Source organism: Streptomyces sp. NBC_00247 (assembly GCF_036188265.1).
Classification (GTDB): domain Bacteria; phylum Actinomycetota; class Actinomycetes; order Streptomycetales; family Streptomycetaceae; genus Streptomyces.
Window position 1 is genome coordinate 16,324 of the sequence record NZ_CP108093.1, and the last position, 16,418, is coordinate 32,741.

At 72.9% G+C, this 16,418-nt stretch carries 18 protein-coding genes; 9 read left to right on the forward strand and 9 right to left on the reverse strand.

Annotated elements, in window-relative coordinates; translation table 11 throughout:
* Positions 1–399 precede the first annotated feature (399 nt).
* Positions 400–981 (reverse strand): TetR/AcrR family transcriptional regulator, encoded by a 582-nt coding sequence (locus OHT52_RS00045; protein ID WP_328717981.1) that lies wholly within the window; start codon positions 979–981, stop codon positions 400–402.
* A 155-nt stretch (positions 982–1,136) separates the two neighbouring features.
* Here OHT52_RS00045 and OHT52_RS00050 point away from each other — a divergent pair, with 155 nt between their 5' ends.
* Together OHT52_RS00050 and OHT52_RS00055 are read left to right on the forward strand one after the other, a co-directional pair.
* On the forward strand, positions 1,137–2,150 hold the full coding sequence (locus tag OHT52_RS00050; protein ID WP_328717982.1) for a zinc-binding dehydrogenase: 1,014 nt from the start codon (positions 1,137–1,139) through the stop codon (positions 2,148–2,150).
* Between the two features lie 122 nt (positions 2,151–2,272).
* Positions 2,273–2,632, forward strand: a complete 360-nt coding sequence (locus OHT52_RS00055) for an STAS domain-containing protein (protein WP_328717983.1) — start codon at positions 2,273–2,275, stop codon at positions 2,630–2,632.
* A gap of 40 nt (positions 2,633–2,672) precedes the next feature.
* Here OHT52_RS00055 and OHT52_RS00060 read toward each other — a convergent pair whose 3' ends face one another.
* From OHT52_RS00060 to OHT52_RS00075, 4 genes are read right to left on the reverse strand one after another with little or no spacing between them, the layout of a single operon-like run.
* On the reverse strand, positions 2,673–3,182 hold the full coding sequence (locus tag OHT52_RS00060; RefSeq protein ID WP_328717984.1) for a MarR family winged helix-turn-helix transcriptional regulator: 510 nt from the start codon (positions 3,180–3,182) through the stop codon (positions 2,673–2,675).
* A 56-nt stretch (positions 3,183–3,238) separates the two neighbouring features.
* Positions 3,239–3,703 (reverse strand): STAS domain-containing protein, encoded by a 465-nt coding sequence (locus OHT52_RS00065; protein WP_328717985.1) that lies wholly within the window; start codon positions 3,701–3,703, stop codon positions 3,239–3,241.
* Positions 3,700–4,803 carry a cobalamin B12-binding domain-containing protein gene (locus tag OHT52_RS00070; RefSeq protein WP_328717986.1) on the reverse strand — a complete coding sequence of 368 codons (1,104 nt, stop codon included), beginning with the start codon at positions 4,801–4,803 and terminating at the stop codon, positions 3,700–3,702. Before OHT52_RS00070 ends, OHT52_RS00065 begins: the two co-directional genes overlap by 4 nt.
* A complete protein-coding gene (locus tag OHT52_RS00075; RefSeq protein WP_443046434.1) occupies positions 4,800–6,440 on the reverse strand; it encodes a PP2C family protein-serine/threonine phosphatase in 1,641 nt (546 codons plus the stop codon). The genes OHT52_RS00070 and OHT52_RS00075 overlap by 4 nt, the downstream gene beginning before the upstream one ends.
* A gap of 269 nt (positions 6,441–6,709) precedes the next feature.
* Between OHT52_RS00075 and OHT52_RS00080 the strand changes: the two genes are divergently transcribed.
* The 3 genes from OHT52_RS00080 (at position 6,710) to OHT52_RS00090 (ending at position 8,003) form a co-directional block, all read left to right on the forward strand.
* Positions 6,710–7,036, forward strand: coding sequence for a PRC-barrel domain containing protein (locus OHT52_RS00080; RefSeq protein WP_328717987.1), 327 nt, complete (start codon positions 6,710–6,712; stop codon positions 7,034–7,036).
* Positions 7,037–7,183: 147 nt separating this feature from the next.
* On the forward strand, positions 7,184–7,507 hold the full coding sequence (locus OHT52_RS00085) for an STAS domain-containing protein (RefSeq protein WP_443046751.1): 324 nt from the start codon (positions 7,184–7,186) through the stop codon (positions 7,505–7,507).
* Between the two features lie 64 nt (positions 7,508–7,571).
* A complete protein-coding gene (locus OHT52_RS00090; protein ID WP_328717989.1) occupies positions 7,572–8,003 on the forward strand; it encodes an ATP-binding protein in 432 nt (143 codons plus the stop codon).
* Positions 8,004–8,058: 55 nt separating this feature from the next.
* Here the strand turns inward: OHT52_RS00090 and OHT52_RS00095 are convergent, their stop codons facing one another.
* Complete coding sequence (locus OHT52_RS00095) at positions 8,059–8,700, reverse strand: TetR/AcrR family transcriptional regulator (protein ID WP_328717990.1); 642 nt, start codon at positions 8,698–8,700, stop codon at positions 8,059–8,061.
* 128 nt (positions 8,701–8,828) lie between these two features.
* On the opposite strand from OHT52_RS00095, the gene OHT52_RS00100 reads away from it, so the two are divergent.
* Positions 8,829–9,395: an NADPH-dependent FMN reductase gene (locus OHT52_RS00100; RefSeq protein WP_328717991.1), complete on the forward strand. Its 567-nt coding sequence runs from the start codon at positions 8,829–8,831 to the stop codon at positions 9,393–9,395.
* Positions 9,396–9,490: 95 nt separating this feature from the next.
* Here the strand turns inward: OHT52_RS00100 and OHT52_RS00105 are convergent, their stop codons facing one another.
* On the reverse strand, positions 9,491–10,528 hold the full coding sequence (locus OHT52_RS00105; protein WP_443046753.1) for a hydrolase: 1,038 nt from the start codon (positions 10,526–10,528) through the stop codon (positions 9,491–9,493).
* A gap of 293 nt (positions 10,529–10,821) precedes the next feature.
* On the opposite strand from OHT52_RS00105, the gene OHT52_RS00110 reads away from it, so the two are divergent.
* The 3 genes from OHT52_RS00110 (at position 10,822) to OHT52_RS00120 (ending at position 14,704) form a co-directional block, all read left to right on the forward strand.
* Complete coding sequence (locus OHT52_RS00110; protein ID WP_328717993.1) at positions 10,822–11,214, forward strand: hypothetical protein; 393 nt, start codon at positions 10,822–10,824, stop codon at positions 11,212–11,214.
* Between the two features lie 62 nt (positions 11,215–11,276).
* Positions 11,277–13,460, forward strand: coding sequence for a bifunctional polysaccharide deacetylase/glycosyltransferase family 2 protein (locus OHT52_RS00115; RefSeq protein WP_328717994.1), 2,184 nt, complete (start codon positions 11,277–11,279; stop codon positions 13,458–13,460).
* Positions 13,460–14,704 (forward strand): acyltransferase family protein, encoded by a 1,245-nt coding sequence (locus OHT52_RS00120; protein WP_328717995.1) that lies wholly within the window; start codon positions 13,460–13,462, stop codon positions 14,702–14,704. Before OHT52_RS00115 ends, OHT52_RS00120 begins: the two co-directional genes overlap by 1 nt.
* A gap of 53 nt (positions 14,705–14,757) precedes the next feature.
* Here the strand turns inward: OHT52_RS00120 and OHT52_RS00125 are convergent, their stop codons facing one another.
* Both OHT52_RS00125 and OHT52_RS00130 read right to left on the reverse strand, forming a co-directional pair.
* The gene (locus OHT52_RS00125) at positions 14,758–15,204 is read right to left on the reverse strand and encodes a nitroreductase family deazaflavin-dependent oxidoreductase (RefSeq protein ID WP_328717996.1); all 447 of its coding nucleotides are present in this window, start codon (positions 15,202–15,204) and stop codon (positions 14,758–14,760) included.
* A gap of 119 nt (positions 15,205–15,323) precedes the next feature.
* Entirely contained in the window at positions 15,324–16,364 is a 1,041-nt protein-coding gene (locus OHT52_RS00130; RefSeq protein ID WP_328717997.1) for a B12-binding domain-containing protein, read from the reverse strand.
* Positions 16,365–16,418 lie beyond the last annotated feature (54 nt).

Sequence of the window (16,418 nt, forward strand, 5' to 3'; positions counted from 1 at the left end):
GTTCGGAACGGCATCGCTCCGGCGCTCCCTCCCCCCAGGAACGGGCAACTGCCGTTCTGTGTGGGGCGTGCGGCAGTGGACACGGTGGCGTCCCGCCTGCGAACACGCCCGGCAGACAGTCTCACGACCGGAGCGATCATGGGAAGGTCAAATGATCTTCACGTATCACCCAAGATCTACCCGTTGGACGACAAAGAGATCGCCGATGTTTCGCGATCGTTGCACCCCGCCGCCGGAAAGCGCCCGCTCGGCCAACCGGCCTCCGTCCCGGCCCGCATGACGGCAGGTCATGCGGGTGGCACCCTCTCTTCGCCCCGTGACGTCGACAAGCCGCCCGCCGACCGGAAGGGCCCGCACGCACGAGCTCCGGGCCGCGGAGCCGGACCTCTTCCCGGACCCTCAGGCCCGCGCGCCGTCGAGCACCAGGGCGACCAGCCGCTCGGCCAGCCCCTCGTCCACCGGCGCGTCGCTCACCAGGACACGGGCGAAGAGGGGGCCGCTGACCGCTTCCACCAGCAGTCGCGGATCGGTGTCGCCGGCGAGCTCACCACGCTCGATGCCGCGCCGGACCATCACGGTCCCGCGCTCCAGCCGGTCCTTCCAGTACGGGCCCCGACGGTCTTCCAGGGTGGCGTCCCGTTCGACGCTCAGCCGCAGCAGCGCCTGGCCCTGGACGGTACGCAGCAGCCGGACGAGGGAGACGAAGAACGTCGTGAGGTCCTCCCGCACGTCTCCGGTGTCCGGGACGGGCACGGCCGCGTCGAGTTCGGCGACCAACGCCTCGGCGATGAGGTTCTCCCGGGTCTTCCACCGCCGGTAGATCGACGTCTCGTGCACTCCGGCGGACCTGGCGACCGCGGTGACGGTCGCGCCCGCGAGCCCTTCGGCCGAGAGGATCTCGACGACGGCGGTCAGGACGGCTCTGCGCATGTTCTCCCCGCGTCGGCGCAGCGGCGGGGCGGCGGGGCGGGGAGTGGTCATGCGGCAAGCCTAAAGCAACTCCACTTGCGCTGAACCTCCGGATCGCCGTACCGTCTATCGCAAGATGACCTGCGTTGCACTGCGACCTGCGTTGCACTGCGACCCGCGTCGCACCGTCGGCCGTCGAGGCAGTAGTCGTATCTGGAGGTCACGTCATGGAGCAGATGCTCGCCGCACGCCTGCACGTCCCGAGCCGCACCCTGCGGGTCGAGGAGGTGCCCAGGCCGCAGCCCGGCCCGGGACAGGTGCTCGTGAAGGTCGAGGCGGCCGGGGTGTGCCTCTCCGACGTGCACCTGATCGGTGGCAGCCTCACCCCGCAGCTGCTGGAGGGCGACACGGTCACCCTCGGCCACGAGGTGTCCGGCACGATCGCCGAAACGGGCGAGGGCGTCACGTCCTGGATGCCCGGTCAGCGGGTGGTGCTGTACGCCGGCGAGACACGGAACGGCGTCACGTACACCCGGGGCGTCGACTACGACGGCGGCTGGGCCGAGTACGCGCTCTCCTGCGAGGACGCGCTGACACTGCTGCCCGACGCCATTCCGTTCGACCAGGGCGCGATCATCCCGGACGCCGTGTCCACCCCGTGGGGCGCGATCACCGCCACCGCGGCGGTCCGGCCCGCCGAGGCGGTGGGCGTGTGGGGCGCGGGCGGTCTGGGAATCCACGCGGTGCAGTTGCTGCGCGCGGTGGGCGCGTATCCGATCGTCGCCGTCGACCCGAACCCGATCGCCCGGCAGCGGGCGCTCGCCGCCGGCGCCGACCTGGCCCTCGACCCGGCCGCCCCGGACCTGGCGGAGCGGGTGGCCGCCGTCACGGCGGGAGCGGGACTCGCCGCCGCCTTCGACTTCGCGGGAGTGCCCGCCGTGCGCGAGCAGGCGCTGACCGCCCTGGCCAAGGGGGGACGGCTCGTCCTCGTCGGCCTCACCGACAAGCCGCTGACAGTCACACAGGGCACCCGCTTCAGCTATCTCCAGCAGCGCATCCTCGGCCACTACGGCTCCGACATGCCCGTCGCGCTCCCCCAGCTCCTCGGGCTGGTCGAGGGCGGACGGCTGGACTTCTCCGGTTCGATCAGCGGAACCCTGCCGCTGGCCGAGGCGGCGGAGGCGGTGGCCCGTCTGGAGCGCAAGGAGGGCGACCCCATCCGTCTGGTCCTGCGACCCTGACGGTTCCTCGGACCGGGCCCTCCCGTGCGGCGCGCTCTCCGGCCGCAGGGGCGAAATCGCTCCGCCCGCGCATCCGGGGGGTGTTGTCGGGGCGGCGTCAGGGTCCTGTGAAAATAGGGGCCATGACCTGGGACGAAGGTGCCACCGTGCGGGTGGCGAGACAGCCGGACGTGTTCGTGATCGGCGTCACCGGCGCCGTCGACCAGGCGGAGCGCGACCTTCTCGCCGCCGCCTGGCTGGAGGCGGCGGAGGCCGATCTGCCCGCCACGGTGGTCGACCTGTCCGGTGTCACCTTCGGGGACAGCGGGCTGCTCAACGAGTTGCTCGTGGCGGAGCGCGGACACCGTCTCCGGGGGCGGGCGTTCATCATCGCCGGCCCGCTGCGCCCGCAGGTGCGGCGGCTGTTCACCGTCACCGGAACGCTGGAGCACTTCGTCGTCGTGGGCACCGCCGGGGACACCCCCGAGCACCACGCGGGCTGACACACCGTCACCAAGCGTGTGTCCACCGGCGGGTTGCGGTTCAGCCCGCCGGGCCGCGAACGTCGGACACGGCGAACACCGGCGGAGCCACCGGCACGCCGCACAGGGCGGCCCGCAGCCCGGTGAGCCCCCGGGCCAGCTCCGCACGCTGGCCGGCGGACATGCGGTCGATCGCCCCGTTCAGCACCTCGCCGCGCTTCCTGCGCACCTCGGCGAGGTGCGCGTGCCCCTCCGCGGTCAGGTTCAGCGTCACTTCGCGTCCACTGTGGGGACTGGGCCGCCGTTCGACGAAGCCCACGGACTGGAGCCGGTCGCACAGCCGGCTGAGCGAGGGCGCGGACACGTTGAGTACGGCTCCGAGCGCCCGCATCCTGATGCCGTTCTCGCGGTCGACGGCGTACATCAGACGGAGTTGCGCCAGGGAGGCGGGGGCGGCCCAGTCCCGGTCGCGGTTCCGTTCCCAGAGCACGTCGAGCAGTTCCACGATGTCGCCCGCCGCGAACGCCACGTCGGGGGAGCCCGGAGGTGTGACCTCGACGTCGGGCCTCATGGCGTTTCCCCTCTGTTCCCGGTGTCCCCGGGGGCGGGCTGGACGCACCGCGTGCGTCAGGCTGTGCCGTCCGGGCCGGTGGGACGGGCCGAGCGGTTCTGTACGCCCTCGATGGCCGAGGGGGCCTCGTGCGCGGTCTCCGGGGTGGTCCGCCCGGTGCGCCCCGGGGTCCGCTCCGCGTCCATGGAGGTCGTGGTGAGGTACCCCAGCGTACCGGTGACCTCCAGCAACCGGTCGAGCGCGGCTCCGCGCCCGTCCAAGTGCAGGGCCACGCCCGCCTCGCCGGTCCGTCTGCGGATCATGATCAGGGCGGCGAGCCCTGAGGAGTCGACGGTTCCCGACGACGCGCAGTCGAGACGGATTTCGCGGGCGTCCGGGTGCCCGGCCAGCAGTTCCACGACGGTGGCGAGCAGGGTGTCGGCGTTGGTGTGGTCGAGGTCTCCGCGCATCTCCACCCGGACCGCGCCCGGGTCGTCGTACCGCGTGCGGAGCCGGAAACCTTCGGAGGGTGTCGTCGTCATGCGTGCTTTCCGGAGGGAGTGTGCGGACGGAGGGGGGCACCGGACCGGGCGGCCGCGACGCGGAGGTGGTGGGTGGCGCGGGGGAAGTCCCGGAGCTCCTCGCCCAGCACCTCCAGTGCCGGTACGAGGGAGAGCGCCGGCACTCCGCGGGCGCTCAGGATCCCCCCGGTCCATTCGAGGAATCCGGTGAAGAGTTCCGGGTCGTCGGTGTAGAGGGCGACAGCCAGGAAGTCGACGATGTGCGCCACGTCTTCGGCCGTCCGGTCGCGCTGGGACTCGGTGTAGTCGCGCGCCCCGGGAAAGCGCTCGTCGAGCCCGACGAGCACCGCCTTGACCAGTTGCGCCTTGCTGCGCACCACCAGGGTGTACTCCTGGTCGCCGAGGTGCGGCAGATCGTCGATGGGCTGGTGGGCTCGCGGGGTGCGGGAGGTGGAGCCCGCCGCGAGGAGAGCGGCGGCGGAGCGGGCGTCCGGGGCCCAGGCGTCCGCGCCGAGCAGGCGCGCGTACCGGCCGTCCGCACCGAACGCCGCTCCACCGGCCAGGACCGGGGTGCCGGTCGCCTGGCAGGCGGTGATCGCGGTGTGGGCGGCGGGCAGCCGGGTGGCGAGGGAGGCGGACAGGGCCACGGCGGTGGCGCCGGTCCGGTGCAGATGGGCGATCAGGTGCGCGGTGGGGACCTGGGCGCCGAGATAGTCGACCCGCAGGCCGCGCAGGGTGAGCACCTCGGCGAGGATGCGGGCCGGCAGGGCGTGCCACTCGCCGTCGACGCAGGCGACGGTGACCCGGCCGGACGCACCGGACGCGCGGACGGCGCGGGCCGCGCCGCTCCGGGAGACGGCGCCGACGACCCTGTCGTTGATCGCGGTGGCCGCGTGCTCCTGGGCGACGGTGATGCGGTTGGCGGCCCACTCCATCCCGATCCGGCCCTGGACGGGCACGACGACGTCCAGCAGCACGCTCTCGGCGTGCACTCCGTCGTGGAGGGCGTCCAGCACGAGGCCGGTTGCGGTGTGCTCGTCGCCTTCCAGGACGGCGTCCCACAGTCCGTCCCGGAGTCGTGTCAGCGGGTGGCCCGGTGCCCGGCGGGTGGGCGTGCTCATGCGGTGAACCTCCCACGGGTGTGGCCGTCCACCGCGCTGAGGTGGTGGGTGCGGGGTGCGGCGATGACCACGACGGCCATGTCGTCGTGGCGTCCGGCGCCGACCCACTGCGAGGCGAGCATCTGGATGTGCTCGACGATGGCCTCGGCGGGCATCCCCCCGCACCGGGACAGCGCGTCCCTCAGCCGGTCCTCGCCGAAGAGGCCGTCCCCGAGAGGGCCGCCCCTGGCCTCGGTGATGCCGTCGGTGAACAGCACACAGCTCTCCCCGGGCGCGAGGACGGCCTCCACCGTCTCGGCCCTGGCCTCCGGGAGCGCCCCCACCAGGGTGCCCCGGGTGGCGGCCTCCTCGACCTCGCCGTCCGCGCGGACGATCAACGGGGCGGCGTGCCCGGCGCTGGTCAGCCGCAGCCGCACCGAGGCGGAGTCCCGCACCGCGGAGGCGAGGACGAGGGTGGCGAACCGGGCGTGGTGGGAATTGAGGAGCGCGCCGTTGAGGAGGTCGATCATCCGCTGGTGGTCGTCGGCCATCGGCAGCAGCGCGTGCAGGGTGTTGCGGATCTTCCCGGTCAGCACGGCGGCGTTCAGGCCCTTGCCGCAGACGTCTCCGAGCACGGCGAGGGAGGGTTCGCCCTCGACCGCCGCGGGGTGCACGTCGTAGAAGTCGCCGCCGACCCGCTCGGCGTCGCGCGAGGCGCGGTAGCCGCCCGCGTACTCCACTCCGGAGACCTGGTGGAGGACCGGGGGCAGGAGTTCCCGCATCAGGGTCTCGGTGATCGAGGCCTGTTCGGCGTACATGCGCGCGGCGGACATCGCCGCGCCCGCGCGGGCGGCGAACAGCCGGGCGAAGGTCTCCTCGTTCCGGCTGAACGCGTGGTGTTCACCGCGGCGGAGCAGGATGAGGGCCCCGGCCGGGACGCCGTGGCCGGGCAGCGGAGTGACCACGATGGAGCCCACTTCGCCCATGTCCCGCGGCACCACCCAGGACGGGGCGAGTGCCGGGTCCATCCATCGCGACGGCACGGGCGGGAATCCCTGGAGCGCCTCGGCGAGGCCGGGCACCGTCTCGGGGTCGACGCGCTCCCGGGTGAGCGTCGCGGCGCCGCCCCGGGAGCACCGGGCGATCAGCGTGCCGGCGGTGGACGGGGCCACGACCAGAGCGGCGTCCGCCAGGTGCGCGGCAGCCAACTGGGCGGTCACTTCGGCGCATTTGTCGAGATTGAGCGAGGACAGCAGCCTGTTGGACGCCTCGGTCAGGAAGGCGGTGCGCTCGCGTTCCCCGCGCAACGCCTCGGTGGCGCGCAGCCGGTCGGTGTCGTCCACCAGCCACCACACCACCCCGCCGTCCTCCTGTCCGGCCGGGTGCGCCTCGAAGCTCCGGTCGCCGACGGGACCGGCGGCCGTGGCCGGGTCCTTCCCGGCCGGCCGGACGAGGTGCGCGTCCGCCAGCCAGGACGGAACGGCGTCCGTCAGCGGGGTTCCGGGACGGGCCTCGGGAAAGAGGGCGGCAGCGGCGTCATTGGCCCGCTCGACGGCTCCTCTCGGTCCCACCACCAGGGCGGGGCAGGGAGCCGTGTTCCAGGCCGGCTCGGCCGAAGCGCTCGCACGGGCGGCAGGCGCCCGGTGTGCGGAAGTCACCAAACGAAGAAGGCCCGCTGCGCGAACCCCTCACCTCATCAACTCGACGACAGAATCATTGCCCCCCGGCAACACTCCTCCACCCGAGGGTCTTCTGGCAACCCGTCATCGTCTCCGGCGCCCCGGCGGGGCGGTGTGACGGGCCCCTCCTCGCGCGCGCGGCTCTTCCTGTGTGAGTTTCGGCACGCGGGGAAAGCGGTCGGTGTGACCCGCGCGAATCGGCGGGCGGACGGAAAGGCGAGAGCGTGAGAAATGTCTGGAGCGGCCCCGTGGCCCTGGACGTGCTGGCCGAGACGGATCCGACCGAGTTCTCGGTGGAGGCTTCCGACGACTCCCTCGGAACAGTGGACCGCCGTTCCCTCGACCCGGAATTCGACCACCTCGTCGTCGACACCGGTCATTGGAAATTCGGTCGCAGCGCCGCCATTCCCATGGGTATGGTCGCGCGGGTGGATGCCGAACACCGAGTGATCACCCTGCTCTGCACGAAGGAGCAGGTGAAGGACGCTCCGCGGTTCGCTCGCGACCAGGACACCAACGACCCGGCCTATTTGACGCGCCTGGGCGCCTATTACGCCGGAATCCTGACGCCGTGAAGCGGAGCACACATGTCCGGGCCCGGGGTACGGACGGCCGCCCCGGGCCCGCGCGGCATTCCGCCTGCGCCGATGCGTACGTCTCGGGGGTGAAGCGCCATCAGTGAAATGACCGGGCGGAAGAGACCGACCAGGGGAACGGCGTTCCTGGTCCCGGCGGAAGGGTTCGCGCTCGTCCGGGTAAGGGGCGACGCCGACGAGAATTCCGGAGCGCCCGAGTTGGCCGAAGCTCTCGGGACGGCGTTGCGCGAGGGGAGAGAACGTACTGTGGTGGATCTGTCGGAGACGGAATTCGCGGACTCCGCGGTGCTGCACACCCTGCTCGACGCGCGCGCACGTCATGAGCGCGCCGGCGTGAGGCTGGTGCTCGCGGGCCCTTTCCGCACCGCCGTACGTCGCTTGTTCGACGTCACCGGCACGGCGGACGCCTTCGCCATGGCGATGAGCGTGGAAGAGGCGGCCACATGCTGAAGCCGGCACGACACGCACGGCCCGTCGCCCCGGCGGTGCCGTGTTCCAGGGGGCGGAGGAGTACGTGAGCAGGGAACATCCGGTGGGCCGCGACGACAGCGGATCCGTCGGCACGGGGCTGCCTCTGCCCGGCGACGCCGCCGCCGCGCGTGCCATCGTGCGTGAGTTGCTGGACGAGCAGTTCTGCACGCTGGGGGGCATGGACCCGGACGACGTGGTCATCTCGGACGCGATGCTGGTGACGTCGGAGCTCGTCACGAACGCCATCCGTCACGGGGGCGGGCTCACCGGGTTCAGTGCCCGGCTCAGCGGTGAGGGGCTGTTGCTGGACGTGGCGGACGCCAGTCCCACGGAGCCGCGGACCGTGGCGCCGGTTCCCGACACCGTACGGGTCGGAGGGTACGGATGGCCGCTGGTGCGGCGGCTCTCCAAGCGGGTCACCATCACCCCGCAGGCACGCGGCAAGAAGATCAGCGTGGTCATCACCCTGTTCTGAGGCCGTCCGGCGAGCCGTGCGCCCTCGCTGACCGGCTGCGCGCGGCGCGTGCGGTTCAGCAGCGGTGCGTGACCCGGGCCACCAGGTCCTTCCAGCCGTCCTCCACGCGCTCGGCCGAGAAACATCGGCCGTTGCGGTGGTGGTTGAGGAACGAGGGGTCCAGATAGGCGAGCAGCACCTGGGTCAGCAGTTCCACGTCGCCCGTCGCGCCGGCCCGCCGGAGCAGGTCGGTGACGTGGGTGGCCCGTACCGTCCGGGCGGGCGCGCTGTAGCGGCGGGTCGGGCAGTTGTCCGCCTCCACGTACAGATCGACGTACTTCATCATGTGGCGGATCGTGTGGACGCCGAAGGCTTCCAGCCGCTCCAGCGGAGCCGCGCCGGGGCCCAGCGGCGGCGGTCCGCAGATGACCGCGCTCTGGAATTCCTTCTCGGCGTGGTCGATGAGCGCGTTCATCAGGCCGACCCGGTCGCCGAAGCGGCGGAAGACGGTTCCCTTGCCCACCTGCGCCGCGGCGGCGACGGCTTCCATGGTGACGTGGTCGGCGCCCACCTCGCGGACCAGCCGGGATGCGGCTTCCAGCAGGCGGATTCGGTTGCGGGCGGCGTCGGCGCGCTCCTGGGGCTCGTGACCGGCCAGGGGCAGCAGCGTGACAGGGCGGGCGGAGGGTGCCTCTTCGGATCCGGTCTGCGCGGTCATCGCACCAGCGTAACTCCATCCGAGCGAAGTGGACCGCGGTCCGCTTCGCGTGCTATACCCATTACCGGACCACGGTCCGGTTTTATCCCTGCCACCGTCCCCGGCACTTTTTCCCACAGGAGACCCCCATGTCCACTCGCATCGTCGCCCTCGTCGGCAGCCTCCGTTCCGGTTCCCACAACCGTCAGCTGGCCGAGGCCGCCGTGAAGCTCGCCCCCGAGGGCGTGGAGGTCGTGATCCAGGACGAGATCGCCGACCTGCCCTTCTACAACGAGGACATCGACGTCGAGGGCAAGCTTCCGGCCGTCGCCGCGAGGCTGCGCGAGGCCGCCACCAGCGCCGACGCCTTCCTCCTCTTCTCCCCCGAGTACAACGGCACCATCCCGGCCGTCCTCAAGAACGCAATCGACTGGTACTCCCGCCCCTACGGCGGCGGCGCCTTCACCGGCAAGCCGGTCGCCGTGGTCGGCACCGCCTACGGCCAGTTCGGTGGCGTGTGGGCCCAGGACGACGCCCGCAAGGCCGTCGGCATCGCCGGTGGTTCCGTGCTGGAAGAGGTCAAGCTCTCCGTGCCCGGCTCCGTCGTCCGCTTCGCCGAGACGCACCCGGCCGACGACGAAGAGGTCGCGCAGCAGCTGACCGCCGTTCTCGCCGAGCTGGCGAAGGCGGCCACCGCCGCGCCGCAGGCCGTCTGAGCACACTGATACGGCCGTGAGGCGCCGTCCCGCTCCTGCGGGGCGGCGCCTCACGTCGTGCCCCGGCCCTCCCGCCACGGACGGTGCCCGCCGCTTCACTCTCCCCCGAGGGCCTCGCCGAACGCACCGTCCTCCTGCTCGACACCGCTGCAGGAGTCGTCGGCCCCGGTCGTGTCCGTGTCGGCGCACGCCCGGTCGCGGAAGGTGGCCCACAGTGAGAGCGCCCCCACTCCCCGCTCCCCGGCGAAGGTCCGCAGGGCGGACGCGTCGGCCAGGGTGAAGGTCTCCCCCGCCACGTCGTTGACCCCGGCCATCACCGTGAGGTGCAGGGCCTTCCACGCCTCGGCGGAGCCGAGGCCCAGCGCTTTCGCCAGCTGGGTGTGGGCGGCGCGGGCCGCCCGCTGTGCGTACTGCCCCATGTCCCCGGTGCGGGACTCGCTGTAGTTCATCGCCATGACGTTGACCGCCGAGAGAGTGACGCCCTCGGTGACTGCGTCGTCCAGCAGCGCGAGGGCGCTCGCCTCCAGGCCGGCCGGCATCACCGGCAGGGTGTACGTGACGTCCAGGTCCCGGGACTTCTGGAGCAGCCGGATCGCACGGTCGCGGCGCGCCACGGACGCCTCGTCGGTGAGGGTGCTCCCCTCGACGTCGAAGTCCGCCTTGTCCGCGCCGACCGCGTCCAGCACCTCGGCGTACGCGTCGGCGAGCTCCCGGGCGCTGCCGCAGGCGCGCGCCAGTTCGGTACCGGCGGCGCCGCCGAAGGAGACCCGCACGTCCGCCCCGGACGCGGTGAGCGCGGCGACCCGTGCGAGCACCGCCGCGTCGTCGGCCGCCGCACTGCCGCCCCAGCTCGGGGTGCAGCCGCCGCCGTCGGCGACGACGAAGGCGAGGTCGTACGTGTCGGGGGAACCCGCCCCGTCGGTGTCCGAGGCGGTGGTGGCGCTGACGTAGGGGGTGTAGGCGGGGCCGTCGGCGGCTTCCGCCGAACCGGTCGGCGGTGCGGGCGCGTTGGCGCTCTGGTCGGCGACCGTACCGGTGGCGCATCCGCCGCAGGCCAGCGCGAGGGCGGCCAGGCCGGCGAGCGACGCCGTGACGCGTTTCGACGGTGTGCGCACGGATGGTGTCCCACGCAAGACAGGCACCTGCTCTCTCCTCCGATGCGCCCCGGGAAGGGTGACGAAAGGGGCGGCATCCGCCGCAAACCTCTCACGGTCCGGCGTCCGCGAGAACCAACGCATCTCACATCCGGCGGTCCGGCGCCATCACCGCCGGCGCCGAATCCCTTACGGGCAGGGGAAGTCGGGCGTTCGCACGGAGTCGGCGGCCGGGCCCGGCTCTCAGCGACCCGACAGCTTGCGGGCCGTCGCACAGGGCGCGCTCAGGGTCCTGCCACGGGGCGCACATCGGCGCCCGTCACCATGCGCTCATGCATGCCGACACCACTTACCAGAAAGCCCCGACGCCGCACGGCCGCCGCCGCAGGCACGCGGGTCCCGCACGGCAAAGGCAGGCCGGGGGCCCCGTGTTCGTCGACGCCTCGGGGCGCCGGGCCCGGTTGCTGCGCCGGGCCGGCGCCGTGCTCGGGCTCGCCGTCGTCGGTTACGCGGCCGTGCTCGGGCTCGCCTTCGTGGGCGGCCTCTCCACGTCGCCCTCGCAGCTGTTGCCCTTCGACGCCGGGCAGCCCGCGAAGGCCGCCCCGGGCGGTCACGCGCCCCCGGACGCGTCCGCGCGGCCCGTCGGCGGGGCGGCTTCGCCCACCGGCGAGTCCTCGGACGCCGCCGGTGACGCGGACTCCGCCGATGCCGCAGTCGCCGGGTGACCGCCTCGACACGGCGTCGCCGCTCGGCGGCCCGAGAGGCACGGCACGCGACCCCGGGCCGGATGGAACGTGTCCGCCGGCAGGCCGTTCCCCGTCCCCGCGCGGTGCTGGCGGTCCTGCTGCTGCTCGGGCTGGTGAGCACCCTGCTGCTGGACGGCTATCTGCGCTCCGAGGTGGGCGGCGACCAGCGGGTGCGCTCGGGTGCGGCCGCGGACGACGTGCCGCGGAGCGTGCTGGACGGCGGCCCGTTCCTGAGCTTCGCGGGAGGCGAGGCACGCTCGGAGTCCGTACCGGACAAGACGATCGTGCTCACCTTCGACGACGGACCCGATCCGGAGTGGACCGAGCAGGTGCTGGACGTCCTCGACGACAACGACGTACCCGGCACGTTCTTCCTGGTCGGTTCCATGATCGCGCGCCACCCCGGGGTGGTGCGCGAGATGGTCGCCGACGGTGACGAGGTGGGCATCCACACCTTCACGCACGTCGACCTCTCCTACCAGAGCGAGGCCCGCGTGACGCGGGAGATCGCCCAGACGCAGCTCGCGCTGGCCGGAGCCGCGGGCATCACCACCAACCTGTTCCGCGCCCCCTACTCCTCCACCCCCGACGCCATCGACGACTACAGCTGGCCCGTCTACGAGAGGCTGGGGGTGATGGGGTACACCAGCGTCTTCATCGACACCGACAGCGAGGACTGGAAGACGCCGGGCGTCGACGCGATCGTGCGGGGGGCCACCCCCGCGAGCGGCGAAGGCGCCTCCGTCCTCTTCCACGACTCCGGCGGCGACCGCTCGCAGACCCTGGAGGCGCTGCCCGCGTACATCAAGAAGATGAAGGCCGCCGGGTACACCTTCACCACGGTCAGCGGCGCCCGGCAGCAGGCCGCGCGGGACTCCGGCACGGCGGCGCCCGTACCGACCGGCGGCTCCGACGACCCGGAACAGGCCGCGCACCACACCGCGGACACCGCGTCGGTCTGGGAGGGCCGGGGGCTGCTCCTCGCCGTCGCCGTGGCGGAGTGGACGGTACCGGCGCTGGCCACCCTCCTCGGGGTGGTCGGGGTCGCCGTCCTCGGCAGGTTCGGGCTGATGGTCTTCCTCGCCGGGCGCCACCGCCGGCGGCGGAACCGGCGGCGGTTCTCCTGGGGGCCCGCGGTGACCCGGCCGGTGAGCGTCGTGGTGCCCGCCTACAACGAGAAGGAGTGCATCGCCGGCACGTTGACCTCACTGGCGGCGAGCACCCATCCGATCGAGATCATCATGGTCGACGACGGATCCACCGACGGGACCGCGGAGATCGCCGAGTCGCTCGGACTGCACCAGGTCCGGGTGGTCCGACAGGATAACGCCGGCAAGTCCGCGGCGCTCAACAACGGCGTGCGCGAGGCGAGTTGCGATCTGGTCGTGATGATGGACGGCGACACGGTCTTCGAACCCGACACCGTACGGCAGTTGGTCCAGCCCTTCGCCGACCCCCGGGTCGGTGCCGTGGCGGGGAACGCCAAGGTCGGCAACCGCGACACCCTGATCGGGGCCTGGCAGCACATCGAGTACGTCATGGGCTTCAACCTCGACCGGCGGATGTACGACCTGCTCGGCTGCATGCCCACCATTCCGGGCGCGATCGGGGCGTTCCGCCGTGAGGCGGTGCTCCAGGTGGGCGGGATGAGCGAGGACACACTCGCCGAGGACACGGACATCACCATCGCCCTGCACCGTGCGGGCCACCGGGTCGTCTACACCGAACACGCCCGGGCGTGGACCGAAGCACCCTCCTCGTTCGGCCAGTTGTGGCGCCAGCGCTACCGCTGGAGCTACGGCACCATGCAGGCGCTCTGGAAGCACCGCCGCTCCGTCACCGACCGGGGGCCCTCGGGCCGGTTCGGCCGGATCGGAATGCCGCTGGTGGTCCTCTTCCAGATCCTCACCCCGCTGCTCGCCCCGCTCATCGACGTCTTCACCCTCTACGCGATGCTCTTCGTCGGCTTCGAGGGGTCGCTGCTGGCGTGGCTGGCCGTACTCGGCATCCAACTGGCCTGCGCGGCTTACGCGTTCCGGCTCGACCGGGAGAAGTACCGCTACCTGCTGATGCTGCCGCTCCAGCAACTCGCCTACCGGCAGATGATGTACCTGGTGCTGATGCACTCCGCGCTGACCGCGCTCACCGGCGGGCGGCTGCGCTGGCAGAAGCTGAGACGCACCGGTGCGGTGGGCGTACCCGGCGCCCCCACGGAGGCGGACTGATGGCCGGTGCGCACCGCAGGACCGCGACGAAGCGCCGGCCCCCGCGGCGGGCGGAGCGGTTCGAGGAGCTGAGGGCGCGCGACCCGTACATCGACGGCCTGCGCGCCCTCGCGCTCGTCCGTGTGGTCACCTACCACACCTTCGGATGGCCCTGGCTGGGGTTCGTCTTCCCGTCCATGGGCGTGATGTTCGCGCTCGCCGGCTCCCTGATGGCGCGTTCGCTGGAGCGGCCCGCGTGGTCGGTGATCCGCGGCAGGCTGCGCCGGCTCCTCGTGCCGGTCTGGGTGTTCGGGCTGGTTCTGGGCACGGCGATGGTGCTGCACGGGTGGGTTCCCGGCCCGGACGCGCTGTACTGGGTGCTGCCGGTCGGTGATCCGCCGGGCAACGCCTGGGGCGAGCAGGCGTGGGCGGTGCTCTGGTATCTGCGGACCTATCTGTGGTTCGTCCTGCTCTCCCCCGTACTGCTGCGCCCGTTCTCCCGGTGGCCCCTGCCGGTCCTGGCCCTGTCGCTCGTACCGGCGGTGCTGCTGGGCACGGTGTGGCGGGTGCCGGACGGGCGGCTGGGCAGCGGGATCAGCGATCTGTCGGTGTTCCTCTTCTGCTGGTTGCTGGGCTTCGCGCACCGCGACGGCACCCTGGACCGCATCCGGCCGGGACGGGTCGTCGGGGTGGCGGCGGGGCTGATGGCGGCGGGTGCGTGGTGGGCCCTCACCCACCGGGCCGGCGGGAGCTACGACCTCGACGACATCCCGCTCGCCCAGGCGCTCTGGTCCGGCGGTGCGGTCGCGCTGCTCCTGCGGTTCAGGCGGCGCGGGGCGGACCGGGACCGGCCGGGGCGGGGTGCGTCGCAGGGCGCCGGAACGCCCTCGTCGCGGAGCGATGCGGACGGTTCGACGAGGGGGCGGGGTGCCGCACCGGCCGTCGACACCCCGACCGTGGTCCTCCGGACAGGCCCGGGGCCCGGCGCCCCCGCCGCTCCCACCCGCCGTCCGCTGATCGGGCGGGTGGTGCGCGTCTTCAACTCCCGGGCGGTGAGCATCTATCTGTGGCACGAGGTCGCACTGATGCTGAGCGTGGCGGTGATCGATCCGATGTGGCAGGTCCCGTCGCTGGAGGAGCGTCTGCCGCTGGGCAGCACGTGGTTCCAGTTCGTGGTCGTCTGGCCGCTGATCGCCGCCGCCGTCGCCGTGTTCGGCTGGGTGGAGGACGTGGCGGCCGGGCGGTCGCCACGTCTGCTGCCGTGAGGGCCCGGAAGTCTCCGCCGGTGGCGGCCACGCGGGTCAGTGAGGTGTGCGGGTCAGTGAGGTGCCGGCGCGGGCTCCAGGACGAAGACGGGGATCACCCGGTCCGTCTTCTTCTGGTAGTCCGCGTAGTCCGGGAACGCCTCGACCGCGCGCTCCCACCACGCGGCTTTCTCGTCCCCGGTCACCTCACGGGCGATCATGTCCTGGCGGACCGGGCCGTCCTGGAGCTCGACCCGGGGGTCGGCGCTGACGTTGTGGTACCAGACCGGGTGTTTCGGAGCCCCGCCGAGGGAGGCGACCACCGCGTAGACGCCGTCGTGCTCGACACGCATCAGCGCGGATTTGCGGATCTTCCCGCTGCGGGCGCCCCGGGTGGTGAGCACGACGACCGGCATGTCGCGCATCGTGGTGCCCCGCGTCCCGCCGGAGCTCTCGTACAACTCGACCTGGTCACGCACCCACTGGGTGGGGCTGGGCTCGTACTCGCCCTGGAGCGGCATGGTGTGTCCTGTCGTCGTTGGGTCCGGCCGTGCCTTCGCCGTGCACGGTCGCGTCCATCATGCAGCGCCGAGGCCCCGGGGCGGGTTTCCGGCGCGGCGCGCCGCGGTCCACCCGTGGTTCAGCGGGAGGCGAGCGCGGACAGCAGGGCGAGCGCCTCGGCCAGACTGGTGGGCCGCAGCACGCCCTCCGGTTGGTTCCCCGCCCAGCCGGGTCCGGCGAGCACGACGGTCGGGGCCGCGCGGGCCCCGCGCACTCCCCACTCGATGGAGGCGATGCGCTGAGCCAGCGGCCGACTGGCCGTCGAACGCCCCTGCGACCAGAGGACGATGCCGGCCGGACCGGTGCGCCGGGCCGCCTCCTCCAGCGCGTCGACCGGCAGGGCAGCCCCGAACATCCGTACGGGCAGGCCGCGTTGCGTCAGTCCGGCGGTGAGCGCTTCCAGGGGCAGCGTGTGGTTCTCGTCCGGCGCGCAGGCGAGCAGGGAGACGGCGGCGCCGCGTGCGGGCGGCGGACCGACGGCGGCGCGGCGGAGAGCGGTGGAGACGTGCCAGGACAAGAGGTGCTCCACCTCCACGTACCGCTCGCCGGAGCTCTCCCACCGCCGGCCCACGGCGTTCAGGGTCGGCATGATGACCTCGTCCCAGGCGGCCACCAACCCGTGCCGGTCGATCGCGCGGGCGAGCTGGTCCTCGACGGCGCGGGCGTCCAGGCGCACGGCCGCCCGTGCGAGACCCCGGGCTTCGGTGCGCCCGCGGCCGACCGGGAGAGCGCCCGGAGCGGTGGACGGACGGGCCGGGGCGGGGCGCGTCTCCCCGACGGCGCCCGGGGGCGCACCTCCGGCACCCGGCGCGGCGGCGAGCGCGGCGCGGGCGGCCTCGGCCGGCGGAAGCCCGGCACTGGTGAAGTCGCACATGCGCATGAGGAGTTCGACGTCGCCGGAGGTCCAGCGCCGGTGTCTGCCGCCTTCCCGCTCGGCGGGCCCGATGCCGTAACGGCGCTCCCAGGAGCGGAGGGTGGTGGGAGCCACACCCAGCAGCCGCGCGACGGCTCCGGTGGTCAGTCCTCCGTCATGACCGGCGGGGCGGGGGCGGTTGGTGCCCGGTGCGGCCGTGATCCCGGGGCCCGACGTCTTCGCGTGCCCGCGACTCGATGCGTCCATGCGCCCACGATACGACGCAGAAACGATGCATGTTGCCGCGCTGGTGCGGAGCCG